27 protein-coding genes are annotated in these 25,518 nt (G+C 66.7%); 15 read left to right on the top strand and 12 right to left on the bottom strand.

All coding sequences use genetic code 11. The annotated features are described in order from the left end of the window. The first annotated feature begins 24 nt into the window (after window positions 1-24). Window positions 25-771, top strand: a complete 747-nt coding sequence (locus tag ACFOYU_RS06555; protein ID WP_377032935.1) for a DUF4336 domain-containing protein — start codon at window positions 25-27, stop codon at window positions 769-771. 739 nt (window positions 772-1,510) lie between these two features. Here the strand turns inward: ACFOYU_RS06555 and ACFOYU_RS06550 are convergent. Beyond that, window positions 1,511-2,542, bottom strand: a complete 1,032-nt coding sequence (locus tag ACFOYU_RS06550) for a mechanosensitive ion channel family protein (RefSeq protein WP_377032934.1) — start codon at window positions 2,540-2,542, stop codon at window positions 1,511-1,513. 233 nt (window positions 2,543-2,775) lie between these two features. Between ACFOYU_RS06550 and ACFOYU_RS06545 the strand changes: the two genes are divergently transcribed. From ACFOYU_RS06545 to ACFOYU_RS06515, 7 genes are all read left to right on the top strand, one after another. After that, the gene (locus ACFOYU_RS06545; protein WP_377032933.1) at window positions 2,776-4,905 is read left to right on the top strand and encodes an ATP-binding protein; all 2,130 of its coding nucleotides are present in this window, start codon (window positions 2,776-2,778) and stop codon (window positions 4,903-4,905) included. 83 nt (window positions 4,906-4,988) lie between these two features. Further along, window positions 4,989-5,309, top strand: a complete 321-nt coding sequence (locus ACFOYU_RS06540; protein ID WP_377032932.1) for a porin — start codon at window positions 4,989-4,991, stop codon at window positions 5,307-5,309. Window positions 5,310-5,430: 121 nt separating this feature from the next. Further along, window positions 5,431-6,360, top strand: a complete 930-nt coding sequence (locus ACFOYU_RS06535) for a succinylglutamate desuccinylase/aspartoacylase family protein (RefSeq protein ID WP_377032931.1) — start codon at window positions 5,431-5,433, stop codon at window positions 6,358-6,360. A gap of 144 nt (window positions 6,361-6,504) precedes the next feature. After that, a complete protein-coding gene (locus ACFOYU_RS06530; protein WP_377032930.1) occupies window positions 6,505-6,981 on the top strand; it encodes an Hsp20 family protein in 477 nt (158 codons plus the stop codon). Between the two features lie 84 nt (window positions 6,982-7,065). Then, a complete protein-coding gene (locus ACFOYU_RS06525; RefSeq protein ID WP_377032929.1) occupies window positions 7,066-7,566 on the top strand; it encodes an Hsp20/alpha crystallin family protein in 501 nt (166 codons plus the stop codon). A 70-nt stretch (window positions 7,567-7,636) separates the two neighbouring features. Next, complete coding sequence (locus ACFOYU_RS06520; RefSeq protein ID WP_377032928.1) at window positions 7,637-8,017, top strand: hypothetical protein; 381 nt, start codon at window positions 7,637-7,639, stop codon at window positions 8,015-8,017. A 118-nt stretch (window positions 8,018-8,135) separates the two neighbouring features. Then, on the top strand, window positions 8,136-8,690 hold the full coding sequence (locus ACFOYU_RS06515) for a DUF2231 domain-containing protein (protein ID WP_377032927.1): 555 nt from the start codon (window positions 8,136-8,138) through the stop codon (window positions 8,688-8,690). Window positions 8,691-8,702: 12 nt separating this feature from the next. On the opposite strand, the gene ACFOYU_RS06510 is transcribed toward ACFOYU_RS06515, so the two are convergent. Beyond that, the gene (locus ACFOYU_RS06510; RefSeq protein ID WP_377032926.1) at window positions 8,703-9,221 is read right to left on the bottom strand and encodes an Lrp/AsnC family transcriptional regulator; all 519 of its coding nucleotides are present in this window, start codon (window positions 9,219-9,221) and stop codon (window positions 8,703-8,705) included. Between the two features lie 125 nt (window positions 9,222-9,346). Here ACFOYU_RS06510 and ACFOYU_RS06505 point away from each other — a divergent pair, with 125 nt between their 5' ends. Further along, entirely contained in the window at window positions 9,347-10,291 is a 945-nt protein-coding gene (locus ACFOYU_RS06505) for a DMT family transporter (RefSeq protein ID WP_377032925.1), read from the top strand. A 75-nt stretch (window positions 10,292-10,366) separates the two neighbouring features. Continuing rightward, on the top strand, window positions 10,367-10,768 hold the full coding sequence (locus tag ACFOYU_RS06500) for a four-helix bundle copper-binding protein (RefSeq protein WP_226742004.1): 402 nt from the start codon (window positions 10,367-10,369) through the stop codon (window positions 10,766-10,768). Between the two features lie 60 nt (window positions 10,769-10,828). Here ACFOYU_RS06500 and ACFOYU_RS06495 read toward each other — a convergent pair whose 3' ends face one another. After that, window positions 10,829-11,356, bottom strand: a complete 528-nt coding sequence (locus ACFOYU_RS06495; RefSeq protein WP_226742005.1) for a DUF6790 family protein — start codon at window positions 11,354-11,356, stop codon at window positions 10,829-10,831. Window positions 11,357-11,575: 219 nt separating this feature from the next. On the opposite strand from ACFOYU_RS06495, the gene ACFOYU_RS06490 reads away from it, so the two are divergent. The 4 genes from ACFOYU_RS06490 (at window position 11,576) to trmFO (ending at window position 15,698) form a co-directional block, all read left to right on the top strand. Beyond that, on the top strand, window positions 11,576-12,460 hold the full coding sequence (locus ACFOYU_RS06490; protein WP_377032924.1) for a calcium-binding protein: 885 nt from the start codon (window positions 11,576-11,578) through the stop codon (window positions 12,458-12,460). 216 nt (window positions 12,461-12,676) lie between these two features. After that, window positions 12,677-13,789, top strand: coding sequence for a mechanosensitive ion channel family protein (locus ACFOYU_RS06485; protein WP_226742007.1), 1,113 nt, complete (start codon window positions 12,677-12,679; stop codon window positions 13,787-13,789). 150 nt (window positions 13,790-13,939) lie between these two features. After that, window positions 13,940-14,095, top strand: coding sequence for a DUF1127 domain-containing protein (locus ACFOYU_RS06480; protein ID WP_226742008.1), 156 nt, complete (start codon window positions 13,940-13,942; stop codon window positions 14,093-14,095). Between the two features lie 169 nt (window positions 14,096-14,264). Continuing rightward, window positions 14,265-15,698 (top strand): methylenetetrahydrofolate--tRNA-(uracil(54)-C(5))-methyltransferase (FADH(2)-oxidizing) TrmFO, encoded by a 1,434-nt coding sequence (gene trmFO / locus ACFOYU_RS06475; RefSeq protein WP_377032923.1) that lies wholly within the window; start codon window positions 14,265-14,267, stop codon window positions 15,696-15,698. Window positions 15,699-15,745: 47 nt separating this feature from the next. Here the strand turns inward: trmFO and ACFOYU_RS06470 are convergent, their stop codons facing one another. The 5 genes from ACFOYU_RS06470 to yajC form a co-directional block, all read right to left on the bottom strand. Next, window positions 15,746-16,594, bottom strand: coding sequence for a phytoene/squalene synthase family protein (locus tag ACFOYU_RS06470; protein WP_377032922.1), 849 nt, complete (start codon window positions 16,592-16,594; stop codon window positions 15,746-15,748). Window position 16,595: 1 nt separating this feature from the next. Next, window positions 16,596-16,982, bottom strand: coding sequence for an Mth938-like domain-containing protein (locus ACFOYU_RS06465; protein WP_377032921.1), 387 nt, complete (start codon window positions 16,980-16,982; stop codon window positions 16,596-16,598). A 4-nt stretch (window positions 16,983-16,986) separates the two neighbouring features. Further along, window positions 16,987-17,925 (bottom strand): protein translocase subunit SecF, encoded by a 939-nt coding sequence (secF, locus tag ACFOYU_RS06460; RefSeq protein ID WP_377032920.1) that lies wholly within the window; start codon window positions 17,923-17,925, stop codon window positions 16,987-16,989. 15 nt (window positions 17,926-17,940) lie between these two features. Further along, entirely contained in the window at window positions 17,941-19,548 is a 1,608-nt protein-coding gene (gene secD, locus ACFOYU_RS06455) for a protein translocase subunit SecD (protein WP_226742014.1), read from the bottom strand. Window positions 19,549-19,638: 90 nt separating this feature from the next. Next, the gene (yajC, locus tag ACFOYU_RS06450) at window positions 19,639-19,917 is read right to left on the bottom strand and encodes a preprotein translocase subunit YajC (RefSeq protein WP_226742089.1); all 279 of its coding nucleotides are present in this window, start codon (window positions 19,915-19,917) and stop codon (window positions 19,639-19,641) included. A gap of 247 nt (window positions 19,918-20,164) precedes the next feature. On the opposite strand from yajC, the gene ACFOYU_RS06445 reads away from it, so the two are divergent. After that, complete coding sequence (locus tag ACFOYU_RS06445) at window positions 20,165-21,061, top strand: ATP-binding protein (RefSeq protein ID WP_377032919.1); 897 nt, start codon at window positions 20,165-20,167, stop codon at window positions 21,059-21,061. Between the two features lie 133 nt (window positions 21,062-21,194). On the opposite strand, the gene ACFOYU_RS06440 is transcribed toward ACFOYU_RS06445, so the two are convergent. From ACFOYU_RS06440 to serS, 4 genes are all read right to left on the bottom strand, one after another. After that, window positions 21,195-22,412 carry a peptidoglycan DD-metalloendopeptidase family protein gene (locus ACFOYU_RS06440; RefSeq protein WP_377032918.1) on the bottom strand — a complete coding sequence of 406 codons (1,218 nt, stop codon included), beginning with the start codon at window positions 22,410-22,412 and terminating at the stop codon, window positions 21,195-21,197. A gap of 169 nt (window positions 22,413-22,581) precedes the next feature. Continuing rightward, window positions 22,582-23,289 (bottom strand): protein-L-isoaspartate O-methyltransferase, encoded by a 708-nt coding sequence (locus ACFOYU_RS06435; RefSeq protein WP_377032917.1) that lies wholly within the window; start codon window positions 23,287-23,289, stop codon window positions 22,582-22,584. 15 nt (window positions 23,290-23,304) lie between these two features. Beyond that, the gene (gene surE / locus ACFOYU_RS06430) at window positions 23,305-24,066 is read right to left on the bottom strand and encodes a 5'/3'-nucleotidase SurE (RefSeq protein ID WP_226742018.1); all 762 of its coding nucleotides are present in this window, start codon (window positions 24,064-24,066) and stop codon (window positions 23,305-23,307) included. Window positions 24,067-24,069: 3 nt separating this feature from the next. Continuing rightward, on the bottom strand, window positions 24,070-25,434 hold the full coding sequence (gene serS, locus ACFOYU_RS06425; protein WP_377032916.1) for a serine--tRNA ligase: 1,365 nt from the start codon (window positions 25,432-25,434) through the stop codon (window positions 24,070-24,072). Window positions 25,435-25,518: the final 84 nt, after the last annotated feature.

Raw genomic sequence — 25,518 nt, 5'->3', positions numbered from 1 at the left:
TCGAGCCGGGAGGGACAGACGAAGATGGCAGCGGATCCGGACGTGACCTACCCTCCCATCGACGTGCTCAAGCCCGTGGCCGAGAACGTCTGGATCGTCGACAGCGGGCCGCAGCAGGCGATGGGTCTCTCCCTGCCGGTGCGGATGACCGTGATCCGCCTGAACTCGGGCGACATGTGGCTCCACTCGCCGACCCGGTTCAATCCGGAACTGCAGCGGGAGATCGAGGCTCAGGGTCCCATCCGCCACCTCGTGGCCCCCAATGTGGCGCACTGGACCCATGTGAAGGACTGGCAGCAGGCCTGCCCCGGGGCCGTCGTTACCGCCGCGCCGGGCCTGCGCGAGCGGCCGCAGGTGAAGTCGTCCGGCCTGCGCCTCGACAGGGATCTCGGCCAGACCCCGCCGGAGGAATGGGCCGACGAAATCGAGCAGACCGTCATCACCGGCGCCGCCGGCTTCCACGAGATCGCCTTCTTCCACAGGCCCACGAGCACGCTGATCCTCGCCGACCTGATCCAGAACCTGGAGCCGGAAAAGCTCCCCTTCGGCACCCGCCTCTTCGCCAAGCTCACCGGCGTGCAGGCCCCGGACGGAAAGGCCCCGGCCTATCTCCGCCTCCTCGTCCGCCGCCGCCGCCGCGGCGCACGCTATGCCATCTCCCACCTCGTCTCCCGCGCCCCCACCCGGGTCATCTTCAGCCACGGAAAATGGTTCGACCGGGACGGGACGGAACAAATGCGGCGGGCGTTCCGGTGGCTGTTGAGAAAATAGGTCAGTCAGGTGGCGAAGATTAGAGATCGTTCTCAGCCGTCGTCAAAGGGCCTGCAAGTACGGCAAAGTACCGTCATGGCCGAGCTTGTCCTAGCGATCCACGTCTTTTGAGTGCCTTGCGGCTTAAGACATGGGACCCCGGAACGTGTCCGGGGATGACGAGGTGGATGGCATGAGGGGCGGGCGCATCTTCACCGCCCTCACTTCCTGATCACGCCAGACCATCAACTGTCCGTCCGCATCCTCGATCACGCCGTAGATGAACCGACCGCGCGGCTCGCCCCGCCACGCCGTGCCGCCACGATATCGCGCAAGCCGCGCATCACGATCTATGTCGTGCCGAGCACAGTTACCGCTACGGTGAGGAGCCACAGCGCCTGGATGGCGTCTGACGAGGTATGGAACTTGTTGAGCAGGTCGGCCCAGACGGAATAGGGCTGGTCCATCGCAAAAACTCCCCTGATGCGAACGACCACCAGGAGCCCTGGTGGTCGGGGAGTTGAGAAGCCGTACGCAGACGACCGCGCTGCCCTTTAGGCTTTCGCCCTGGACATGCGACAGCGCCTCCCCAGCCCTAAGGCAAGGAAGGCATCATCACGGCAGATGCTTGCCGCTGCGTAAGGGGTTCTCACGCCCCGGAGCCGGATGCGTCCGGCTCTGCGGTCAGGCTTAGCATGGGCGCATGGATGGTCAAAGCGCCCCCTCGCCCCTCCTCGGGGTAGGCATGGCCTGCGGGCGGCTAGTCGGACCGGTTGCGCGCGGAACGGCGCCGGAACGGGGATTGGGCGTCGCCTTCGCGGCCCTCCTGCGGCGCCTCCTCCCCGGAGGCCGCCCTGCGGTCGATCTCGACCTCGTTGAGGTGGCGCGCCTTCGGCGGGTTGGCACCGGCGGGCCAGCCTTCGCGCTGGCGGGTGCGGTGGCCGTCGGTCTCCTCGGTCTGGTCGTGGAACAGCACGATCTGGGTCGGGAACGGCATGTCGATGCCGCTCTCTGTCAGCGCCTTCTTGATCGCCGCGATCGTCCGCGCCTGCGCGGCCACCACGCTCGAGCGGCGGGACTCGGTCCACCAGCGCACCTTGATGTTGACGGTCGAGCCTTCGAGCGACCAGGGCAGCGCCTCGGGCGGCGGGTCCTTCTCGATGCCGGGAACATCGCCGAGAGCTTTCAGGATGACCTCGCAGGCGCGGTCGATGTCGTCGCCGTAGCCGATCCCCACCTCGTATTCCGAACGCCGCTTGGGAAAGGCCGTCCGCACCGTGACGGCCCGGGTGTAGATGTCGGCGTTGGGGATGACCACGCGCTGGCCGTCATAGGTGCGGATGAGGGTCGCGCGCGCATCGATGTGCTCGACGGTGCCCTCGAACTCGCCGGACTTGATCTGATCGTTGGGCTTGAACGGCTGCCGGTAGAGAATCAGCAGGCCCGAGAGCCAGTTCTGCAGAATGTCCTTGAACGCGAAGCCGATCGCCACCGAGCCGATGCCGAGGGCGGAGATGATGTTGGCCGGCTTGACGGACGGAAACACGATGGTCGCCACCACGAGAACACCGAGGAAGATCAACGTCCATCGGGCGAAGCCCCCGAGCAGGGATCCCAGATCGTCGTGCTTGCGGCGGCGGAAAGCGCCGGTGACGGCCCGCTTGGCGGCCCAGCTCGCCGCCAGGAACGCCAGGAACACCACGAGGGCAATGCCGAGATTCGGCAGCATCCAGAAGAAGCCTTCGACGAAGAGTTCGATCTTCTGAAGGGTCGGCTCGACCGCGTTGTTCATCAAACCTCCCGATGTGCCGGAACCGGAGACGCAGGGGGCACATGGCCCTCGCGCCTCCCGGAAACGGAGGTAACGGCAAAGGCATCGCGCCGGTTCAATCGGCGGCGCAGGCGTAGCGCCGGAACAAAACCCGAGGCGGGACGTTGTTACGGCCGAGCTTGCGTGTCCTGCGGACGGCGGATAACGGTCCGCCGCGAGAGTTTTCGCAAGACGGGGCCAGGAAGGGCTTGTTCGTGGGTCGCGTGAAGCAGAAGAGCCGAAGCATTCTGTGGCCCCTGCATGTCCTCGTCGTGGCGAGCCTGATCGGCCCTGCCCTGTTCTTCGCCTATTCGGCCTGGGCCAACCACCGCCGGATCGAGCAGCAGGCGGAGGAGCGCATCGAGCGTGCGCTCGACGTGCTGCAGGAACACACCCTCAAGGCCTTCCAGACCATCGAACGGACCATCGCCGAGACCAACGAGATCCTGCGCGATCTCCCGCCGGAGGACATCCGCGCCGGGGAGGAGCGGCTTCAACGCCGCCTCAGGCAGACGCAGGACCACCTGCCCCAGATCGAGGCGATCTGGGTCTTCGACCGCTCGGGGCGTCCGCTGGTCTCGAGCACGGTCTTTCCCGTCCCGCGCAATCTCGACAATTCCGACCGGGATTACTTCAGGGCCCAGGCCGAGCAGGACGCCGGGACCTTCATCGGCCGGACGATCACGGCGAAGATCGGGGGCATCCAGTTCTTCGTGGTCAGCCAGCGGAGGCCGAGCCCCGACGGCGCCTTCGACGGCATCATCGCGATTTCGGTGCGGCCGGAGCATTTTCGCGATTTCTATGCCCGCATGTCCCAGGGAATCGCGGATTCCTTCGGGCTGATCCGGGCCGACGGCGAGTTCCTCGCCCGCTATCCGTCGCGCGGTACGGAGACGATGCGGCTCAACGCCCAGAGCACCTTCGCCCAGGCAATCCGGGATGCGCCGGAGGGCGGCCAGTTCACGGCCCTGTCGCAGATCGACGGCATCGAGCGGCGGATCGGCTACCGCAAGGTGCCGGGCTTCCCGGTCTACGCGCAGGTCGGCATCGAGACCGCCGCCATCTGGCGCGAACTCCGCTCCGCCATGGCGGGGCTCCTGGCCTTCGGCGTTCCCACCACCCTGGTCCTGTTCGGCCTCAGCCTCTATGCGCTGGCGCAGACGAAGAGCTTCCATGCCGAGATCGAACGGCGCCAGAATGCGGAGGCCGCCCTCAAGCAGGCCCAGCGCCTCGAAGCTCTGGGCCATCTCACCGGCGGCGTGGCGCACGATTTCAACAACCTCCTGATGGTCGTGAAGGGCAGTGTCGACCGCCTCCGGCGCTTCCCGGCAGACGAGCGGCAGAAACGCTCCCTCGACGCCATCGAGAATGCCGCCCTGCGCGGCGCCGGGCTGACGCGCCAGCTGCTCTCCTTCTCGCGCAAGCAGACGCACGAACCGGCCGTCGTGAACCTGCCGCGCTATCTCTCCGGCCTGCAGGACATGCTGCGCTCGTCCCTGCGCGGCGACATCGCGGTCGAGGTCCGGGTGCCGGACGAGACCTGGAACGTGAAGGTGGATCCGAGCGAGCTGGAACTCGCGATCCTCAACATCGCCGTCAATGCGCGGGACGCGATGCCCAACGGCGGCAGCCTGCGCATCGAGGCTCGCAACGTCTCCCTGTCCGGAGCCGATCCGCTCGACATCGGCGGCTCCTTCGTGGCCCTGAGCCTGTCCGATACGGGCAGCGGCATCCCGGCCGATCTGCTGCCGCACGTGTTCGAGCCGTTCTTCACCACGAAGGAGGTCGGCAAGGGAACCGGCCTCGGCCTGAGCCAGGTCTACGGCTTCGCCCGCCAGTCGGGCGGCACGGCGGTTGCGACGAGTGAGCCGGGGCGCGGCACGACCATCACGCTCTACCTGCCGCCCACCATGAAACCGGCCACGGAAGACGCCGACCGCGCAGCCCCCGCGCCGCGCCCGGACGGACAGGGCCACATTCTCCTGGTGGAGGACAATGCGGACATCGCCGAGGTCACCCGCAGCAACCTGGAGGAACTGGGCTACCGGGTGACCCAGGCGGCGGATCCCCGCAGCGCCCTGGACGTGCTGGGCAGCGGCGCCCGGTTCGACCTCGTCTTCAGCGACATCGTCATGCCGGGAGACTCGAACGGCGTCGATCTCGCGCGGACCATCCGCGACCGGTATCCCGGCCTGCCGATCCTCCTGACGACGGGCTACAGCAGCATGGCCCAGACGGCGATGGACGAAGGTTTCCCGATCCTGCGCAAGCCCTACGACGCGGCGGATCTCGACGACAGCATCCGCCGCTCGCTCTCGGCCCGCTCCCTCGCGGGGAACGTATGATCGCCGGGCCCCGCTGCGCCGCCCCCCTCTCCTCAAGCGGCGCCGACTTGCGCTATCATCGCCGCAACGGAGACCGGAAAGCCATGAAGCCGCTGCCTCTCGCCCTCGCCCTTTCGGGTCTCGTCCTCGTCGCTCCCGCCCATGCGGGCCCGCGCGAGAGCGCACGCGGACCGGCGCCGAAGGCCTCCCTCTGCCCGCCCGGTTTCGCGGCGCTCCAGGACTCGACCACCTGCGTGCGCATCAGCGGCCGGGTGCGGGCCGATGCGCTGGTCGCCTCGAACCGAATCCGCGCGCTCGATGCGGTCGGAACCCAGACGAGCGGGCGCGTTCAGCTCGATGTCCGGACGCAGACGGAATACGGTCCGTTGCGGGCGGTCATCCGCGCCGAGGGTGTGCGGCGCTGACCCGGCCCGCCGGCGCTAGAGCCCTCCCTTTGGGCCTTCGAATCGTGGCCGCGATCTGCGAATGTCGGACGCTGCCTATTCGGCAAGCCCCGCACTCACGCCCCTGAACGGATTTCCGCCGATGAACACACTTCCCCCGCTGCGCACGGGTAAGCTCCGCACCGAACATGGCCACATCCGCCCGTTCGAGGGCGTCGAGATTCCGTTCGGCCTCGTCGAGGGCGCGGAACCAGGGCCGCTCCTGCTGGTGACCGCGGGAGTGCACGGCTCCGAATATTGCTCGATCGAGTCCGCCGCGCGGCTCATGCGCATGTCGCCGGAGGAGATCAAGGGAACGCTTCTCGTTCTACCGATCCTCAACGTTCAAGGCTTCCGCAAGCGCAGCATCTACGTGATGCCGGAGGACGGGGAGAACCTGAACCGCATGTTTCCGGGCAAGCCCGACGGGACGACCAGCGAGCGCCTCGCCCACTGGCTCGTGACCGAGGTCTATCCGCAGGCCGACGCCTATCTCGACCTCCATGGCGGCGACCTGGACGAGAGCCTCGCGCCCTTCACGCTCTATCCCAAGGACTGCGAGGTCTCGAAGAACCTCGCCACCGTCTTCGGGCTGCCCGTGGCGGTCGCGGCCGGCGGCGAGGGCTACACCATCAACGCGGCCTACCGGGTGGGCGTGCCGAGCGTGCTGCCGGAGGTGAGCGGCAACGGCCTCTGGGGCGAGGACACTGTGGGCGAGATGATGGCGGGCATCCGGCGCGTCATGCACTACCTGGGCATGGTCGACGAGCCGGTATCGCCGCCGCCGCAGGTGCCGGCCTACGTCACCATGTGGGTGCCGACGGCGCCCGCCGACGGCCTGTGGTACCCGGCCAAGGACCTGTCGGAGATCGTCTGCGTCGACGACGTTCTCGGCGAGATCAGGGACGTGTTCGGCACCGTGCTCGCCACGGTGCGCTCGGAGAAGGAGGGCTTCGTTCTCTACCGCCTGACGAGCCTCTCGGTGAACAAGGGCGAGGCCCTGCTCGGCGTGGGCACGCCGCTCTCCGAGTGAGGTTTCCGGAACGCGACCACCCCTTGAAAAACGCCGGGTCGATTCCCATATCAGCGCTCGCCAAGGCTCATTGAGCTTGGCGAGGCGGGCGCCGGCGGGTGTCCGGCGCTCTCGGATCCATGTTGCTCATTGGAGGATATGGCGATGAGAACCTTCGACCTCTCCCCTCTCTACCGATCGACGGTCGGCTTCGACCGCCTCTTCGACATGATCGACCAGACGGCCCGGGTGGAGCCCCTGCCGAACTGGCCGCCCTACAATGTCGAGAAGAGCGGCGACGACCACTACCGCATCACCATGGCGGTCGCGGGCTTCGGCCCTGACGAGATCGAGATCACCCAAAAAGAGAACCTGCTGCTGGTGTCGGGCCAGAAGCATGCCGAGCAGGAGAACGTCCAGTTCCTGCATCGCGGCATCGCCACCCGTGCCTTCAAGCAGACCTTCAGCCTGGCCGACTACGTGAACGTCACGGGGGCGCACCTCGAGAACGGCCTGCTGATCGTCGATCTCGTGCGCGAGGTGCCCGAAGAGATGAAGCCGCGCCGCATCCCGATCACCAACGGCACGAGCGGCCAGAAGGTGATCGAGCACGACAAGTCCGAGCAGAACAAGGCGGCATAACACGCAGCGGCATTGCCATGCCGAACGGCGCCGGCCCATGGCCGACGCCGAGCGCATCCGCATGAACGAAAGGAGGAGAACACCATGAACATGCGCGATCTCATTCCGTGGGGTCGCAACCAGCAGACCCCGACCCGCTATCGCGATGAGGGCGATCCCTTCATGACCCTGCATCGCGAGATGAACCGGCTCTTCGACGACGTCTTCCGCGGCTTCGACATGAGCCCCTTCGGCCGCATGGCCCACTGGCCCAGCCTGGAGGTGACGGAGACCGAGCGCGACATGCGCATCTCGGCGGAGCTTCCGGGACTGGACGAGAAGGATGTCGAGGTTCTGATGTCCGACGGCACCCTGATCATCCGGGGCGAGAAGCGGTCCGAGACGGAGGACAAGGACCACACCTTCAGCGAGCGGTATTATGGCCATTTCGAGCGCCGCATCCCGCTGGGCTGGGATGTGGAGGAGGACAAGGTCGAAGCCTCGTTCAAGAACGGCGTCCTCACCGTGAAGCTGCCGAAACCGGCCGAGGCCGGCGCGAACGTGAAGCGCATCGCCATCAATAGGGGCGAGCGGACCAAGCACTAAGGAAACCGCTGCAGGCCCCGGGCGGAGACGCCGCCCGGGGCACGAACCTTGCGCGACGAGGAGGGATGATTTGGAACAGATCGGGAGCACCATCGACGCAAGACCTGACATGACCGGGCACGGCCATCCGGAGGACCTCTGCCGTCCCTCGGTCCTGGACGCGCTCCTGGACCCCGCGGCCGTCTTCCGTCACCCGGTCGACGTGGTGGATCACCCCTGGTTCACAGACGAGGAGAAGCGCACGATCCTGCTCTCCTGGGTCCGTGACGAGCTGGTCATCGAGCAGGTGTCCAAGGGCGCGGCCCCGGATCTGACGCCGAGGTCCCGGATCGACGACGTCATCGAGGCCCTGTCCCGTTTCGATCCCTGCGCAGCGGGCGAATACCTCTCGGCCGCCGCCTCGATCAGGGCGCGTCATCTGCGGGGAATCAGGCGCAGGAACGCCAACTGACGCATGTCTCATGCCACTCCCCATGGTCGAAATCCCGCCGTGGGGAGTGCTCCGAATGCCACCCGGAACGAAAGCTTCACCGCCGCATTTTCACAGGAAATCGCAGACGGAGGCTCCTATGGGTCAGTTTCATCGGCATGGGGTTGAAAGCACGGCGTCCATCGCCAAGCATCCGCTCCATCACATGCTCGTCGTCTTCCCCATCGCTTTCCTGATCGGCGCCTTTGCGAGCGACATCGCCTTCCGCAGCACGGCGGATACGTTCTGGGCACGAGCGTCCTTCTGGCTCCTCCTGTCGGGCATCTTCACCGCCCTGGTCGCGGCCATTCCGGGCTTCATCGACTTCATGTCCATCGACCGCGTCCGCAACATCTGGGTTTCCTGGACGCACATGATCGCGAACCTGGTGGTCGTGGGCCTTGCCGCGCTCAACCTTTGGCTTCGCTGGGACGATCCCGCGGCAGGCATCCAGAACTGGGGCCTGACGATCTCCGGGGTTACGACCGCGCTGCTGTTCTTCAGCGGCTGGCTCGGAGGCGAGCTCGCCTACCGCTACCGGATCGGCGCAATCCGCGACGAGAGCCCGAAGGTCGAGCAGTTCCACGTGGAGGTCGAGCGGGACCGTGTCGGCAGAGCCGACACCGCCGGACATTCCACCGTCCGCCGCCTGTGACGGGCCGCCCGATCAGTCGCAATCCACCACGGCTTCCCTGCCCCCCGCCTCGCGCTTGAGGTGGGTCAGCGGCAGGGGGCCGTCCGACTTCACGCGCGTGAGCGCGAAGTTGGAGCGGATGTCGCCGATCATGGGCAGCGTCAGGAGTCTTTCCGTCAGCAGGCGCTCGTAGACCTTCAGGTTCGGAACCACGATCTCGGCGATGAAATCCGCCGTGCCGGAAACCATGTGGCAGGCCACCACCTCCGGCATGGCCTCCAGCGCCTCCTGCAAGGCCCTGGCGTTGTCGCGCGAGTGCTTCTCCACCTTGATCTCGACGAAGACCGTCAGCCCGAGTCCGACCGAATCCCGGTCGAGCACGGCGCGGTAGGTGCGGATGAATCCGTCCCGCTCCAGGCGTCGGACACGGCGCAGGCAGGGGGACGGCGACAGGCCGACCTGGTCCGCCAGCTCATTGTTGGTAAGGCGCCCGTCCGACTGGAGGGCGCGCAGGATCTTCAGATCGATGGCATCGAGATTGATGTAGGGCATCGGCTCGTCCGGGGGCTATCAGGCGCAATTTCCTGCCAATATCGAAGCACGATGAGGCACGACTTCGCAAGGACATGCCCCGGCCTGCAATCGTATGCTCGGAGCATCCGCAATGGAGGTCTGCCATGTCCGAATCCGCATCCGTCCATGCCGTCCCCGGTCGCGCCGGCCGGGACCGCAGTTCCCTCCCCGGTTGGCTCGCGGCCTTCGCCACCGTGACCATCTGGGCCGTCTGGATGGTCGGCACGCGTCACGCGGTGACCAACGACCTTCCGCCTGTCGTCGTCGGTCTGCTGCGCTTTGCCGTACCGGCTCTCGTGCTCGCCCCCATCGTCTGGCGCACGGGCCTGTTCCCCAAGGGGCTCCCACCGCTCGTAGGGCTTGCGCTCCTCGGCTCGGGGGCACCGTTCTTCCTGGTCGTCGCCCTGGGAATGCAATTCGCCCCGGCGGCGGAAATCGGCCCGCTCCTGCCGGGCACCATGCCGCTCTTCGTGGCCCTGATCGGCTGGCTCGTCTTCGGGGAACGCCTGGGGCGGCTGCGGATCGTGGGCTTCGGGCTGATCCTCGTCGGCGTCGCCCTGATCGGCGGACGCGGGCTGCTCGACCCAGCGGGAGGCGCATGGCGCGGCCATCTGCTGCTTCTGAGCGGGGCCTGCCTGTGGGGCATCTACACCCATGCCTATCGCCGCTGCGGATTGTCGGTCCTCCAGGCCGCCGCGCTGATCGGAACCTGGTCGTTGCTGCTGCTCGTGCCGTTCGGAGCACCGAAACTGGCGACTGCCCTCGCGAACGGCCTCGCGGGCCCGGTGCTGCTGCAGGCCCTCCTGCAGGGGTTCATGTCGGGAGTGCTCGGGATCGTGCTCTACGGTTTTGCCGTCGACCGGCTCGGCGCCTCCCGCGCCGCGGCCGTCTCGCCGCTGGGTCCGGTCCTGGCCGCCCTGATCGCCATTCCCGTGCTGGGAGAAAGACCGGATGCGGTGGCGGTCGCGGGCATTGCGGCGGCGGCGATGGGGGTCGCCCTGGCGAGTGGCGTGCTTTCCCCGAACGGCGGCTCCAGGAACCATCCCTAGGCCGCATGGTTGGCGTCCAAGGGCTGCGGGTCCTTTGCGCCGGAGCAGCCTTCCCCGCCAACATAGGAGACTTTCATGCATGCTCACGAGATGATCAGCACGCATCCCCACGTGAAGGGCAGCACGAACGACGTGCTGATCCGCTGCATCGAAGAGTGCTTCGACTGCGCACAGATCTGCACGTCCTGCGCCGATGCGTGCCTGGGCGAGTCGATGGTCCAGAACCTGACCCAGTGCATCCGTCTGAACCTGGATTGCGCGGATGTCTGCAACGCGACCGGCACGATCGCGACCCGGCGGACCGGCTCCAACGAGGAGGTCATCCGTCTGATGCTCAATGCCTGCATGACCGCCTGCCGCGTCTGCGGCGAGGAATGCCAGCGCCATGCCGAGATGCACGAGCATTGCCGCATCTGCGCCGAAGCCTGCCGCCGCTGCGAGCAGGCCTGCCGGCAGGCCATGGACAGCATGGCCTGAGCCGGACTCCGACCACCGGAGAAGGGCCGGACGCCGGCCCTTCCAGAGGCTGCCGCGAGGCTATCGGTATGCGCTGACGGCGGGCGAGAGACCGTGCTCCCGCCGCATCCAGAGCAGCGCCAGGCCGATGAGCGGGATGAAGATATCCGTATAGAAGATCACCCCTGCATTGCCGGGCGCATAGTTGTGCGCCTCGACCATCTGCACCGCGTGGCCCACGGCGGCTCCCCAGAGGAAGCAGGCCGGCCCCAGGATCGCCGCGAGCCGCGCTCCGAAGCTCCCCTTGAAGGCAAGGAACCCGACCACGGAAAATCCGAGGCTGGCGAAGCCGACTTCCTTCTGGAACGGACTGGTCTGCCACCCGATGAAGGAGGCCGCCATCTCGGAGAAGAAGACGTGCATGATGAAGTTGTAGAGGAAGCTGACGCCGAGGGAGAAGAACAGGAACCACGACAGCAGCGCCTCGACCACGACGCCACGGCTCCAGGGGCGCGGATGGCGCATGAGCGACACCGTCGCAGCGATGAGGCCGACGACGAAGAGCGTCAGCGTGAAATTGCTGAAAAGAAACGTCATGACCTGCTGCATGTGCACCCCTCCCGTCATGCGGCCTGCTATTCGCGGGGACTGTGAAGCCTTGCCGCGCTTCCTGCAATGGGGCGGGCGGCGACATGGTTAGCCCCGGCCAAGCACCGCCCGATTCCCAAGCGGCGATCCTGAACAGGCGAACTTGGCTGTGTACAGATTGAGTTCACGTTTACCTTCATAGAATAGCGTTACTTCAGTTCCCCTCAGAAGAGCGCTGCAATGGCCATTTTTCAGGCTTTCAATACCGCCGGCATCGGCTTCGACATGTCGACGACGAGCAGTTCCGGATGGGCCTTCATGAAACCCGATCCCTACGTCACGACAGATCTGGTCTTCGACGACGGCGAACTCGCGATTTTCGACGTCTTCGGCAGCGACTACATCGACCGTTTCAGCGCCCGGTACTGGAGCGACGGCTACGATATCGTCGTCGACGACCTGATCTACGAGGATGACGGCTATCAGGTTCTGTCGATCCGGGACCTGGATCTCCAGACCACGATCGCGGATCTGGAAGCCAACGCCTGGTTCATCAGGCTCAACGGCGGCAACGACCGGTTCTACGGCAACGACTATGCCGATCTCATCCGGGCGGGACGAGGCAACGATATCGTCAGGGCCTATGGCGGCGACGACACCGTTTATGGCGATTCCGGCAAGGACAAGCTCTACGGCCTTTTCGGAGACGACGATCTCTACGGCGGCAGCGGACGCGACACGCTCAGCGGCGGCTCCGGCAAGGACTATCTGAGCGGGGGCGCCGACAGCGACAGCCTCACGGGCGGCGCAGGAGAAGACTATTTCGTCTTCGACGTTCGGCCGCGGACGGGAAGCGTGGACAAAATCACCGATTTCTCCGTTCGCGACGACACCATCATGCTCGACAGCCGCGTGTTCTCCCGGGCAGGGGCCGACGGGTGGCTTTCGGATGCCGCCTTCGCAACCGGGTCGGCGGCCCGGGATTCCTCCGACCGGATCATCTACAACAAGCAGACCGGCGCCCTGCTCTACGATCCGGACGGGGCCGGAGGCGCCTCGGCGGTGCGCTTCGCCCAGCTCAAGGCCGGGCTCTCCCTGGCAAGCGACAACTTCTACATCGTCTGACCTGTCGCCCGACTCCGGGTCCCGAACAGCCCTGGCCTCCAGGGCTGTTCTCATGTCTGCGTCGTGACGCCGCAGAGCACCGCCTCGCTACGCTTCCTGATGCCCGGACCCGTCGCCGAGCAAGGAATCCCGCTCGCGACGGGGCATTCCCGGCACGGACGGCCCGCCGGAACACCTGCCGCGACGTTGCGTTGCGCCTCCATGCAGAACATTACGGTGACGATAACCGACGCATTGGCGCGGTGGCAGGATCTTTGGCCCGACTGGCTGGTCAACCTCGTTTTCCTTCTGGTCTCGGGCCTCCTGCTGCTCTTTCTCCATTCGGTTCTCCTCCACCTGGTCCGCTTCGCCGTGCAGGGCCGCCTGTCGGAATTCGGGCGAAAACTGCTGCGGCGAATCGGTCCGCCCTCGCGTCTCGGCCTCCTTGTGGTGGGGCTCGGCCTGATCATTCAGGCGCTGCCGAACCGTGGCAGCAGCTATGACCTGGTCGAATGGGGACTGCTCTTCGGCTTCATCATCTTCCTGGGATGGAGCGCCATCACCATCGTGAACACCGCGGCGGACCTTTACCTGCGGCAGGCGAAGCAGGATTCCGAGGACAGCGTGCTCACACGCAAGCTCCTGACGCAGGTGCGTCTGCTGCGGAGAGTCGTCGTGATCGTCATCGGGTTCCTGACCCTCTCCGCAATGCTGATGACCATCCCGTCCGTGCGGCAGTACGGCGTCAGTCTTTTCGCCTCCGCAGGCGTCGCGGGTCTGGCCGTGGGCTTGGCGGCCCGTCCCGTCCTGTCCAACCTCATCGCGGGCGTCCAGATCGCCATCACGCAGCCGATCCGGCTCGGGGACGCGGTCCTGGTCGAAGGCGAGTTCGGCAATGTCGAGGACATTCAGACGACCTACGTGGTCATCCGCCTCTGGGACTGGCGCAGGCTCGTGGTGCCCCTCTCCTACTTCATGGAAAAGCCGTTCCAGAACTGGACCCGCCAGTCGGCCTCGGTGATCGGCACGGTCTTCTGGTACGTCGATTATTCCACCCCCGTCGAGGCGGTGCGGGCGAAATTCCTGGACCTGCTGAAGGAATCGCATCTCTGGGACGGCGAGGTCGCCGTCATGCACGTTTCCGACGCCAACGACCGCACTATCGAGCTGCGCGGTCTCATGAGCGCCCGCTCGGCCGGAACCTCATGGGACCTCCGCTGCGAGATCCGGGAGAAGCTGATCGCATGGCTCCAGGAGACCTACCCTCACGCCCTGCCGCGGACCCGCCTGGAAATGGAGAAGGCCACGACGACCCTGCTCCCCAGCATGTCCTCACCGCAACAGAGTTAACGCGGCCTTAGCCTGCCATGCTACTAAAGCATAACAGGCTTACATTATTACCGCTCCTCGCAGGCGATATCCGCACTTATATGCTGCATTGCACACGCAAGAACAAAGGCCACCGGCCAGACCGGGCCGGTTAACTGTTAGGAGCTCCTCATGTTCGTGTCTTACATCCTGTCTAAAGTCCGCGCTTACCTGCGTTATCGGGAGACGGTCCGTGAGCTTTCGCTGCTCTCCGACCGCGAGCTCGACGATCTCGGCATCTCGCGCTTCCAGATCGAGAACATCGCCCGCGAGCACGCTGCCGCGTAAATAATTGCTGCATTGCAGCATATGCCTCGCCCGCCCTTTCGGCGGGCGTTTGCATGTCTAGGCCATGGCGGGAGCCGCGCGATCTCCTTAAAGGTCTTCCGGCCCGGTCCGGCCCCTGCTTCACCAAAGCCTGTTGATTGCAGGGCGTGCTCTGGCATAACCCGTCCCCATGAGCACCGTAAATCCAAGCACCATCGACCCCATCCACGTCATCGGCGGCGGCCTTGCCGGATCCGAGGCCGCCTGGCAGATCGCCCAGGCCGGCGTTCCCGTGATCCTGCACGAGATGCGCCCCGTGCGCGGCACCGATGCCCATAAGACCGACGGCCTTGCGGAGCTGGTCTGCTCCAATTCTTTCCGCTCGGACGACGCCGAGACCAACGCGGTCGGCCTTCTGCACCAGGAGATGCGCACGCTCGGCTCCCTCATCATGGCCAAGGGCGATGCCAACCAGGTTCCGGCCGGCGGTGCGCTGGCGGTGGACCGGGACGGGTTCTCCGAGGCGGTGACGGCTGCGCTGGAGGCTCATCCCCTCATCACCATCGAACGCGGCGAGGTGGCCGGGCTTCCGCCGGAGGATTGGTCGTCGGTAATCGTCGCCACCGGCCCTCTTACTTCTCCGGCCCTCGCCGAGGCGGTTCTCGGCCTGACCGGTGAGAAGGAGCTGGCCTTCTTCGACGCCATTGCGCCCATCGTCTACCGCGAATCCATCAACATGGACGTGGCCTGGTTCCAGTCCCGCTACGACAAGGCGGGCCCGGGGGGCACCGGCGCCGATTACATCAACTGCCCGATGAACAAGGAGCAGTACGAGGCCTTCATCGACGCGTTGCTCGCGGGCGACAAGACCGAGTTCAAGGAATGGGAGGCCAACACCCCCTATTTCGACGGCTGCCTGCCCATCGAGGTCATGGCCGCCCGGGGCCGCGAGACCCTGCGCCACGGCCCCATGAAGCCCGTCGGCCTCACCGACCCCAACAATCCCACGGTGAAGCCCTATGCCATCGTGCAGCTGCGCCAGGACAACGCCCTCGGCACCCTGTTCAACATGGTCGGCTTCCAGACCAAGCTGAAATACGGCGAACAGGCCCAGGTCTTCCGCATGATCCCGGGACTGGAGAATGCCGAGTTCGCCCGTCTCGGAGGCATTCACCGCAACACCTACCTCAACTCGCCGAAGCTGCTCGACCCGACGCTGCGCCTGAAGGCGATGCCGCGCCTGCGCTTCGCCGGGCAGATCACCGGCTGCGAGGGCTATGTGGAGAGCGCTGCCGTCGGGCTCATGACCGGTCGCTTCGCCGCCGCCGAGCGGCTCGGCCGCACGGTTCCGCCCCTGCCTTCCACGACGGCGCTGGGCGCACTCATCAACCACATCACGGGCGGTCACATCGAGACCATCGACGAGGGGCCGCGCTCCTTCCAGCCGATGAACGTCAATTTCGGCCTGTTCCCGCCTCTCGCCACCGCTCCCAAGTCCGAGGACGGCAAGCGCCTGCGCGGACCGGCCAAGGCCATTGCCAAGAAGAAGGCGTTGACCGACCGGGCGCGGGCTGACCTAGCGGAATGGCTGGCCGGGACTGCGATGCCGCAGGCGGCAGAGTGACGACGGCGGAGAGCGGCTGAAAGCGGCGTCTCTCCCATCGCGATCCGTCAGAACGTTCCCCGCCACAGCGCCAGAATCCGGCGCCATTGCGGAAGATCGATCTGGCTGTGCAGCGGGTCGTAATCCTTCCGCTCCATGGCCTTCAGATAAGGCTCCACCAGCGCCAGATGGCGGAAGGCCGGCAGGGCCGCGGCCGGAATCGTCGGGCGCAGGGTCCTGACCTGCGCCAGATGCCGCCGGGCGACGGCCCGCATGTCGGCCAGGGCGCTGTTCAGCCCAGGGCCGCCGCGCCCCGACACCACGTCTTCCCGAACCACCCCGTGACGGGCGAGAACTTCCTCGGGAACAAAGAGCTGTCCCTGCCGGGCGTGCCAGGGAAACGCCCTCAGGAGACCCGTGATCGCATAGGCCACGCCCGCATGGCCCGCAGCATCGGCCGTTCCGGGATCGGAGCCGTCCGTGAGGATGATGCTCGCGAGCTGAATCAGGCTCGACGAGGTCTCCCCGCCATAGCCTTCCAGGTCGTTCAGGCTCGGCATGGGGTCGTCGTAGAGATCGAAGATCCGCGCGTCGATGAGCGTGACGAGGGCGTGGCGCGGCAGGCGGAACTTGACGATGGTGTCGTCCAGAGCCGCTGCCACGGGATTGGCGCGGACATCGCCCCGGCTCTCGCCCTGCAGGGCATCGCGCCACCATTGCAGCCGGATCTCGCCGAACATCGCTTCCCGCACCGAGTCCCGCACGCGCGCGATCTCGAAGTTGAAGGCATAGAGCGCATGAAGATGCGGACGTTTGTCGGGCGGGGCGAACAGGCTGGCCCAGTAGCGGTCGGGATCGCCCTCGCGCACGAGGGATTCGCAATGGGTGAAGGCGAAATCGCCGCCGTTTTCCGCCATGTCACGGCACCGCGATCAGGGCGGCGCCGACCCGGCGGTTCTCCGCGAGCAGGATGTTGTAGGTCCGCGCGGCCGCACCCGTCTGCATGACGTCGAGACCGATCCGGGCCTCGCGGAAACGCAGGCGGAACCGCTCCGGAATGGCGGCGATGTCCGCGCCTGTGCCGAGGAGGAGCAGTTCGAGGGCGTCTCCTTCCGCGAAGATGGGAGCGAGCGACTCGGTCGTCAGCTCCGTAATGGCGTCGATGGGCCAAGCCCTGACGCCGGAGGGCAGCACCAGGATCGAGCCGCGATGGGACATGTCCGCGAAGCGGAAGCCGCCATTGCCGTAGGCATCGATGGGGAAGCGCCCCGGCACGAACCCATCGTAGAGGCGGCCGCCGCTCATGGCCTCACTCCGCGGCGGCTTTCGTGCTGGCGGCCGGAGCCTCGATCTCCGCGCCCTCCCTGAGCCCGAAATAGACCAGGATCGGCGCGGCGATGAAGACGGACGAATAGGTGCCGACGATGAGGCCGAAGAGGATCGTGTAGGAGAAGCCCCTCAGCACCTCGCCGCCGAACACCGCGAGAGCAATGACGGCCAGGGCGGTGGAGAAGCCCGTGATGATGGTGCGCGTCAGCGTTTCGTTGATCGCCTGGTCGAGCAGCACTCCGACCGGCACCTTCTTGTACTTGCGCATCGTCTCGCGGATGCGGTCGTACACGACCACCGTGTCGTTGAGCGAGTAGCCCATGATGGTCAGGATCGCGGCGATCGAGGTCATGTCGAACTGGATCTGCGTGACGGCGAAGAAGCCGATGGTGAGGACGATGTCGTGCAGCGTCGCCACCACGGCGCCGATGGCGTATTGCCACTCGAAGCGGAACCAGAGATAGGCCAGGATCGCGAGCAGCGCGAGAATGACGCCGAGCGTGCCCGACTGAACCAGCTCGCCTGAGACGCGGGGGCCGACGACTTCGATGCGGCGGAACTCGTACTCGTTTCCGAAGGTCTCGCGCATCCGCGAAACCACCATCTGCTGCCCCTGCTCGCCGCCGGGCTGCAGCTCGATCCGGACGGACACTTCGCGTCCGTCGCCGAAGCCCTGAACCTCGGCAGAGCCGAACCCGAGAGCGCCCGCACGCTCGCGGATGGAGCCCACATCGGCCATGCCGTTCACGGCGCGCATCTCGATGAGCGTTCCGCCCTTGAAGTCGATGCCGAAGCTCATCCCGACAGCGAAGAACAGGACGACGGTGAGAAGCGACAGGATAGCGGACAGCGGAAAGCTCACGCGCCGGTAGCGCATGAACTCGTACTTGGTATTGGTCGGGAAATAGCGGATCAGCATGGGAGAGCCCATCCTTTAAAAGTTGATCGCCTTGGGCCGGGTGAAGTGATACCAGCCGGCAATCATGAGGCGCGTGACCGTATAGGCCGTGAAGACGGTGGTGATCACGCCGATGGACAGGGTGACCGCGAAGCCGCGCACGGGGCCCGTGCCGAGGAAGAAGAGAATGCCTGCCGCAAGCAGGGTGGTGAAGTTCGCGTCGAGAATGGTCCCGAGTGCGCGGCCGAAGCCCTGGTCGAGCGACGACACGGCGGAGCGCCCGAGCCGCGCCTCCTCGCGGATGCGCTCGTAGATGAGCACGTTCGAATCCACCGCCATGCCGATGGTCAGCAGGATGCCCGCGATGCCCGGCAGCGTCAGCGTCGCGCCCATGACGGACATGACGCCGAGGATGAGCGCCACGTTGATGGCGACGGCCGCCACCGCGATGATGCCGAGAAGGCCGTAGCTCGCGATCATGAAGGCCGCGACGAGGACGGAGCCGATGATGACGGCGGTCCGGCCGGCCTCGATCGAATCCTGCCCGAGGCCCGGCCCGACCGTCCGCTCCTCGATGATCGTGAGCTTGGCAGGCAGTGCGCCCGCACGGAGCAGGACGGCGAGATCGTTGACCTGCTGAACCGTGAAGCGGCCGGAGATCTGGCCCTGGCCGCCCGTGATCGGCGACTGGATCGTGGGCGCGGAAATCACCTCGTTGTCGAGCACGATGGCCAGGGGCCGGCCCACGTTCTCGGAGGTGGCCTGTCCGAAGCGCTGGGCGCCGCGGATGTTGAAGCGGAAATTCACGATGGGTTCGTTGGTGCGGCTGTCGAAGGCCGGTTGGGCATCCGTCAGGTCCGCGCCCTCGGCGATGACCCGGCGCTCGACCGGAACTCGCTGGCCGCCCTCCTCACGCATGGGAAGCATGTCGACATCGCCCGTGCTCTGCTGGGCGAGAAGGCGGAACTCGAGCTTCGCGGTGCGGCCCAGGAGTTCCTTGAGCCGCTGCGGATCCTGCAGGCCGGGCACCTGCACGAGGATGCGGTCCGCGCCCTGGCGCTGGATGTTGGGCTCGGTGGTGCCGGTGACGTCGACACGACGACGGACGACCTCGATGGACTGGTCGACGGCGCGGCGGATCCGCTCGTTGAAGCCGGCTTCCGTATAGGTCAGCGCGATCACGCCCTCGGGGGTGGTGGAAATCTCGATATCCGTGCCGCCGGTCTGCCCCAGAACCGCGTTGCCGGTCGGCTGTGCCAGCTCGCGCAGGCGCGGCAGGAGGCGCTCGCGGTCGGCGGGATCGGGCACGCGCACCTGCACTCCGCGCGGCGTGAGCTGGATGCCGCCCTGAGGAGCGACGCGGGCTTCGCGCAGGATGCGGCGGACGTCGTCGCGCATCAGCGCGACCTGGGTCCGCAGGAGGTCCTGTGCGTCCACTTCCAGCAGGACGTGGGAGCCGCCCTGCAGGTCGAGGCCGAGAGAGATGGCGTGGGTCGGGACGAGCCAGGACGGCACCCAGCCGGGGATGGAGTTCTGGAAGGCTTGGCGCTGCTCCTGCGTCATCAGGCTCGGCACGGCGAGGTACATGCCGATGAGGACGGCCGCAATGATAGTGAAAACCTTCAACTTCGAGAAGCGCAGCATCGGCAGCTCAACCTTTCCCAAACTCTTCGCCGCATCGTGCTGCGGCGGACCGGCCCTCCGGACGGAAGTCTCGGAGGGCAGGCCATGTCATCAGGCCTTGACCGGCTCGCTCTTGGTGCGAACCTCGGCGATCATGGAGCGGGCCACCTTGACCTTCACGCCCTCGGCGATCTCGACCTCGATATCGGCCGAATCCTCCAGAACCTTCGTCACCTTGCCGATGATGCCGCCCGAGGTGACCACCGTGTCGCCGCGACGGACGTTCTTGATCATCTCCTGGTGCTCGCGCACCCGGCGCTGCTGAGGCCGGATGATGAGAAACCACATGATGACGAAAATGAGGATGAACGGAACGAACTGGAGAATCATCTCCGTTCCGCCCCCGGCGGGGGCCCCTTGCGCGAAGGCGGGTGTGATGAACAAGCGGCTCTCCATGGATAAAGGCGCGTGGCGGGCGCAAGCAGCGCCCACCCGCGCCATAGGGGACTAGAAGCGGGGCGGAATATACCCATCGACTCCACGAAATCAATGAAGTTGCGGGGATTTCCAGAGGCTGCGTCGATGGACGCCCCCTCGCTTCCGCGCTAAGCAGCCCTGTCACGGGTTGCAGATCGACATGCCACATACGCCTTCGGACTCCCTTCCTCCCCTCTCCCCGCCTGAGACCTTGAGCCTTCTGAAACGCATCGCCGATGCGCTGGAGCGCATGGCCCCGGCTGCTATGCCGCAGGCCGATTTCGGGGCCGCGGACGCCTTCGTCTGGCAGGCGGCGGCCCGACGGCTGTCTCCGGTCCCCAAGGTCAGCCGCGTCGAGATGAGCCTGCTGCGCGGGATCGACCGGGTCCGGGACACCCTGGCCGAGAACACCCAGCGCTTCGCCAAGGGGCTGCCTGCCAACAACGCCCTGCTCTGGGGCGCGCGCGGCATGGGCAAGTCGTCCCTCGTGAAGGCGGTCCATGCGGAGATCAACGCCACGCGCCCTGCCGAATCGCGCCCCCTCAAGCTCATCGAGATCCACCGCGAGGACATCGAGACCCTCCCGGACCTGATGGCGCTGCTCCGGTCCGACCCGCACCGGTTCATCATCTTCTGCGACGATCTCTCCTTCGATGCCGACGATACCTCGTATAAGTCGCTCAAGGCGGTGCTGGAAGGCGGGATCGAGGGACGTCCCGACAACGTGATCTTCTACGCCACCTCGAACCGCCGCCACCTGCTGCCGCGGGACATGATGGAGAACGAGCGCTCGACGGCCATCAATCCGGGCGAGGCGGTGGAGGAGAAGGTGTCCCTGTCGGACCGGTTCGGTCTCTGGCTCGGCTTCCACAAATGCAGCCAGGACGAATATCTCGACATGGTCTTCGGCTACATCGACCACCTCGGGATCGAGGGAGACCGGGACGCCTTCCGCGCCGAGGCCCTGGAATGGGCGACGACGCGCGGCGCGCGCTCCGGCCGCACGGCCTGGCAGTTCATCCAGGATCTGGCGGGACGTCTGGGACGGCCGATCTAGGACCCTGGCCCCTGCCGACACCCGGGGGTGGCACGCATCCAAAACGGCAAAGGGACGGCGGCTGAGCTCCGCCGTCCCCTTCCTTGATCAGCAACGGGTCTCGAGGGCTGATCGAACCGGGAATTTCTGAATTTTAGCCGCCGAGATACTTCATCGGATCGACCGGGGTCGCACCCTTGCGGATCTCGAAGTGGAGCTGCGGCGAGGTCACGTTGCCGGTCTGGCCGGAGGTGGCGATCACCTGGCCGCGCTTGACCTGCTCGCCGCGTTTCACGTTGAGCGATCCGTTATGGGCGTAGGCCGAGACGTAGCCGTTCTCGTGGCGGATGAGCACGAGGTTGCCGTAGCCCTTCACCTCGCTGCCGGCGTAGGTCACCGTTCCGGCCTCGGCGGCCTTCACGGGGGTGCCTTCGGGGACCGCGATGTTGATGCCCTCGTTGCCGCCATTGGCACCGAAGCCGGCGATGACGCGACCGCGGGCGGGCCAGCGGAAGTCGCCGGAGATGCTTGCCGTCTGCTCGGGCTCCGGAGCCGGAGCCTTGGCGGCCTCGACCGGCTGCGGCGCGGGCGCCGGGGCAACCGGCTGGGCGGCCACGGCAGGTTTCACCGGCTGCGGCTCGGAAATCGCCGCGACCTTGGGCTGCTCGACGAGCGGCTTGGGAGCGGAGACCAGAGGCTCGGCGGTGGCGGAGGCCACCTGGACGGGCACCGGCTTGGCCGCAACGGGCTGGACCTGCGCCGTCGCGATGCCCGGGCGGGCGCGGCCGGAGTTGTTGACCGGCTCGATCGGCGTGGCCGCAGCCTTGGAATTCTCGACCAGCCGGAACTTGGGCTGAGCGGCAGGCTGGGCGGCAGGAGTCGAGCGGACCGGGGCCGGAGCCGAAGCGGATGCCACCCGGGTGTTGCCGCCTGCGTTGTAGACCGGGATCACGACGCGCTGGCCGGGCTTCACCTGGCTGGCGTTCGAGAGGCCGCTCGCCGCGAGGATCGCGCTGGCCGGCACGCCGTAGCGCTGGGAAATCGTGTTCAGGTTGTCGTTGCCGCCGACCGTGATCTGGGTGCCGCCGGCCGCGGACCAGCCGTTCGCGCTGCCGACGACGGGGGCGACGGGAGCGGAAGCGACCTGCGAGGGCTGGGCCAGGGGCTGAGACTGGACCGGCGGGAGCGACTGAGCCTGGACGGAGGGGGTCGGAACGGCAGGGGTCACGGCCGCAACCTGGGTCTGGTCGGAGGCCGGAGCCGCGCCCGTGTCGAACCGGTCGCTCGCCGCGAAGGGGTTCGAGAACGGATTCTCCGCAAAGCGCATGGTGTCCGTACCACAGGCCGCCGCAGCACTGCCGATCAAGCTCACCAGAGCGATCCGCGATACCGCGATCCAATGCCCAGAACACACTTGCAAACGCATGACTCAACCCCAACCGAACGCAACTTGATGAGGTGATTAAAAACCGATTCAGGTTAAGCAACCGTTGCTGTTGCTGGGTTTCCCGTAACCTTGATGATGTTTTTTTCGCGGCGGGTCACAGGGTCTGGGCGACCCCGGACACGAGCGGGGAAATGCGCAGTCCGATCCCCAGCTCCTGCCGCAATTCCCCGTCTTCCAGCCGCTCGATCCGGACGAGACGCGGCGCCCCCTCGACCGCCAGCGCTCCGACGAGCCGTCCGCCCGGCGCCAGCAGGGACGTTACCGCGGGCGGGATGGAAGCCGCCGCCCCGTTGAGGAGGATCCGGTCGAAACGCTCCCGGGGCCGGGGAGCGAGGCCGTCGCCGACCTCGATGCGGACGCCGCGCGCCTCCACGATCTTCAGGTGCTGGCCCGCGCTTTCCGCAAGGGTATTGAACCGTTCCACCGAATGGACCTCGGCCCCGAGCCGCGCCAGCAGCGCGCTCACATAGCCGGTCCCGGTGCCGACCTCCAGGATCCGCTGCCCCTCGCGGACGCCGAGCTCCACGAGCATCGCGGCCACCGTGCGCGGCGCGGTCATGGTCTGCCCGCAGGGAAGCGGCAGGGACACGTCGGTCCGCGACAGATCCGAGAAGCGGCGCGGCGCGAACACGTCGCGCGGGATCAGCTCCATCGCCCGCAGGAGCGCCGTGTCGCGGATGCCGCGCGAGCGCAGGGACAGGAGGAAGGACGCGACGCCCACGGCCTCCTGCTCGTCGCGCCGGTCCTCGTCGGGGAGAGGCGGCAGACCGAACTGTCCTTCGCGGGGATCGCGGTCGCTCATCTCTCCAGCCCGTCCTCAGGCGAAAGCCTGCGCGTAACGCGTCAGGGTCGGTTCGTCCGTCATGTCGAGCCGGAGCGGCGTGATGGCGATGCGCCGGTTGGCGATGGCCCAGAGATCGGTGCCGTTGCCGGGGATGAAGGGCTTCCGCTCGAAGGCGATCCAGTAATAGGGATTGCCGCGCCCGTCCTGCCGCTCGTCGAGGCGCAGCAGCTCCTGGGTGCGCTGCCCCTGGTTGACCACGGCGGCGCCCTCCACGTCCTCCGGTTCGCAGTCCGGAAAATTCACGTTGACGAGGATGCCCGGCTCGATGCCGGCTTCGAGGATCCTGCGCACCACCTTGGGACCGTGATGCTCGGCGCAGTGCCATTTCAGCGCGTTGCGGCTGCCGGCGCCGTAGGCCTGCGACAGCGCGATGGATGGCACGCCGAGCAGCGTACCCTCGATGGCCCCGGCGACGGTGCCGGAATAGCTCACGTCCTCGGCGACGTTCTGGCCCCGGTTGACGCCGGAGAGCACGAGGTCCGGCTTATGGTCGCGCATGAGCTGGCGGATGCCCATGATGACGCAATCGGTCGGGGTGCCCTTCACGGCGAAATGCCGGTCGGAGATCTCGCGCAGGCGCAGGGGATCGTTGAGGGAGAGCGAGTGGGACACGCCGCTCTGGTCCGTCTCCGGCGCCACGATCCACACGTCGTCCGACAGGGCGCGGGCGATGGTCTCCAGGGTCTTCAGGCCCGGAGCATGAATGCCGTCGTCGTTGGTGCAGAGGATGCGCATGGTCTAAGCCTGCCGCTCGATGCGGGTCAGCCCGCCCATATAGGGCTGGAGCACGGCCGGGACCGTGACGCTGCCGTCCTCATTCTGGTAGTTCTCCAGCACCGCCACCATGGTGCGGCCGACCGCGAGGCCCGAGCCGTTGAGGGTGTGGACGAAGCGCGGGCCCTTGCCGTCCGCGGGGCGGTAGCGGGCGTTCATGCGCCGGGCCTGGAAGTCCGTGCAGACCGAGCAGCTCGAAATCTCGCGATACATCCCCTGCCCCGGCAGCCAGACCTCGATGTCGTAGGTCTTGGCCGAGGCGAAGCCCATGTCGCCGGTGCAGAGCGTCATGGTGCGGAACGGCAGGTCGAGCTTCTTCAGTACGTTCTCGGCGCTGGAGAGCATGCGCTCGTGCTCCTCGGCCGAGGTCTCGGGCGTGGTGATCGAGACCAGCTCGCATTTCACGAACTGGTGCTGGCGGATCATGCCGCGCGTGTCGCGCCCGGCCGACCCCGCCTCCGCGCGGAAGCTGGGGGTGAGCGCAGTGAGACGCATGGGCAGCTCTTCCTCGGAGACGATCTGCTCCCGCACCAGATTGGTCAGCGTCACCTCGGCGGTGGGGATGAGCCCGTAGCGGTTTTCCTTGACGATCTGCTGCAGCGCTTCACGCGTCGCGTCCCCGCCGGTGGCCGAGGCCACGAGCGTCTCGAGGACGGAGCCCGGGAAGGCCCAGAACTGGTCCTCCTCGAACTTCGGCAGCTGCGCCGTGCCGAACATGGCAGCGTCCTTCACAAGCAACGGCGGGCTCACTTCCGTGTAGCCGTGCTCGCAGGTGTGCAGGTCGATCATGAACTGACCCAGCGCCCGCTCCAAACGGGCGAGCCCGCCCTTGAGCACCACGAAGCGCGAACCGGACAGCTTCGCAGCCGTCTCGAAATCCATCAGCCCGAGCTCTTCGCCGAGTTCGAAATGCTGTTTGGCGCTGTTCAGGGTCTTGGGCGTGCCGAAGCGGTGGCGCTCCACGTTGCCGGTCTCGTCGGGGCCGACCGGCACCTCCTCGTTCGGAATGTTCGGGATCGCGGCAAGGAGCGCTTCCAGCTCCCGGTTCGCCTCGCGCTCCTCCTGCTCGAGCTGCGGCACGCTTTCCTTGAGCCGGGCGACCTCCGCCATCAGCTCCTGCGCCCGCGCCTCGTCCTTCTTGGCCTTGGCCTGGCCGATCTCCTTGGACATGGCGTTGCGGCGTTCGAGAGCGCTCTGGAGCGCGGACACGGCGCTCTTGCGGCGGTCGTCGAGGGCGATCAGGCGCTCGGACAAGGGCTCCATGCCCCGGTTCCGGAGGCCCTGGTCGAATGCCGCGGGATTGTCGCGGATGGAGCGGATGTCATGCATGGATCAAGACCGTTCTGCGAAGATGCGGCCTTGTCCTTAGAACACGACCGCCTCCTTTACCATGCCGAAGGAAGCGGTCAGCCC

Source organism: Microvirga sp. GCM10011540, from assembly GCF_042650665.1.
In the GTDB taxonomy this organism is placed as follows: Bacteria; Pseudomonadota; Alphaproteobacteria; order Rhizobiales; family Beijerinckiaceae; genus Microvirga; species Microvirga lenta.
This window is presented reverse-complemented; position numbering and strand designations above follow the sequence as displayed.

Excerpts from the sequence above, each read along its gene's own strand:
- ACFOYU_RS06555 (WP_377032935.1), top strand. The coding sequence starts at position 25 with ATGGCAGCGGATCCGGACGTGACCTACCCTCCCATCGACGTGCTCAAG.
- ACFOYU_RS06550 (WP_377032934.1), bottom strand. The coding sequence starts at position 2,542 with ATGAACAACGCGGTCGAGCCGACCCTTCAGAAGATCGAACTCTTCGTC.
- ACFOYU_RS06540 (WP_377032932.1), top strand. The coding sequence starts at position 4,989 with ATGAAGCCGCTGCCTCTCGCCCTCGCCCTTTCGGGTCTCGTCCTCGTC.
- ACFOYU_RS06535 (WP_377032931.1), top strand. The coding sequence starts at position 5,431 with ATGAACACACTTCCCCCGCTGCGCACGGGTAAGCTCCGCACCGAACAT.
- ACFOYU_RS06530 (WP_377032930.1), top strand. The coding sequence starts at position 6,505 with ATGAGAACCTTCGACCTCTCCCCTCTCTACCGATCGACGGTCGGCTTC.
- ACFOYU_RS06525 (WP_377032929.1), top strand. The coding sequence starts at position 7,066 with ATGAACATGCGCGATCTCATTCCGTGGGGTCGCAACCAGCAGACCCCG.
- ACFOYU_RS06515 (WP_377032927.1), top strand. The coding sequence starts at position 8,136 with ATGGGTCAGTTTCATCGGCATGGGGTTGAAAGCACGGCGTCCATCGCC.
- ACFOYU_RS06510 (WP_377032926.1), bottom strand. The coding sequence starts at position 9,221 with ATGCCCTACATCAATCTCGATGCCATCGATCTGAAGATCCTGCGCGCC.
- ACFOYU_RS06505 (WP_377032925.1), top strand. The coding sequence starts at position 9,347 with ATGTCCGAATCCGCATCCGTCCATGCCGTCCCCGGTCGCGCCGGCCGG.
- ACFOYU_RS06500 (WP_226742004.1), top strand. The coding sequence starts at position 10,367 with ATGCATGCTCACGAGATGATCAGCACGCATCCCCACGTGAAGGGCAGC.
- ACFOYU_RS06495 (WP_226742005.1), bottom strand. The coding sequence starts at position 11,356 with ATGCAGCAGGTCATGACGTTTCTTTTCAGCAATTTCACGCTGACGCTC.
- ACFOYU_RS06490 (WP_377032924.1), top strand. The coding sequence starts at position 11,576 with ATGGCCATTTTTCAGGCTTTCAATACCGCCGGCATCGGCTTCGACATG.
- ACFOYU_RS06480 (WP_226742008.1), top strand. The coding sequence starts at position 13,940 with ATGTTCGTGTCTTACATCCTGTCTAAAGTCCGCGCTTACCTGCGTTAT.
- trmFO (WP_377032923.1), top strand. The coding sequence starts at position 14,265 with ATGAGCACCGTAAATCCAAGCACCATCGACCCCATCCACGTCATCGGC.
- ACFOYU_RS06470 (WP_377032922.1), bottom strand. The coding sequence starts at position 16,594 with ATGGCGGAAAACGGCGGCGATTTCGCCTTCACCCATTGCGAATCCCTC.
- ACFOYU_RS06465 (WP_377032921.1), bottom strand. The coding sequence starts at position 16,982 with ATGAGCGGCGGCCGCCTCTACGATGGGTTCGTGCCGGGGCGCTTCCCC.
- secF (WP_377032920.1), bottom strand. The coding sequence starts at position 17,925 with ATGCTGATCCGCTATTTCCCGACCAATACCAAGTACGAGTTCATGCGC.
- secD (WP_226742014.1), bottom strand. The coding sequence starts at position 19,548 with ATGCTGCGCTTCTCGAAGTTGAAGGTTTTCACTATCATTGCGGCCGTC.
- yajC (WP_226742089.1), bottom strand. The coding sequence starts at position 19,917 with ATGATTCTCCAGTTCGTTCCGTTCATCCTCATTTTCGTCATCATGTGG.
- ACFOYU_RS06445 (WP_377032919.1), top strand. The coding sequence starts at position 20,165 with ATGCCACATACGCCTTCGGACTCCCTTCCTCCCCTCTCCCCGCCTGAG.
- ACFOYU_RS06435 (WP_377032917.1), bottom strand. The coding sequence starts at position 23,289 with ATGAGCGACCGCGATCCCCGCGAAGGACAGTTCGGTCTGCCGCCTCTC.
- surE (WP_226742018.1), bottom strand. The coding sequence starts at position 24,066 with ATGCGCATCCTCTGCACCAACGACGACGGCATTCATGCTCCGGGCCTG.
- serS (WP_377032916.1), bottom strand. The coding sequence starts at position 25,434 with ATGCATGACATCCGCTCCATCCGCGACAATCCCGCGGCATTCGACCAG.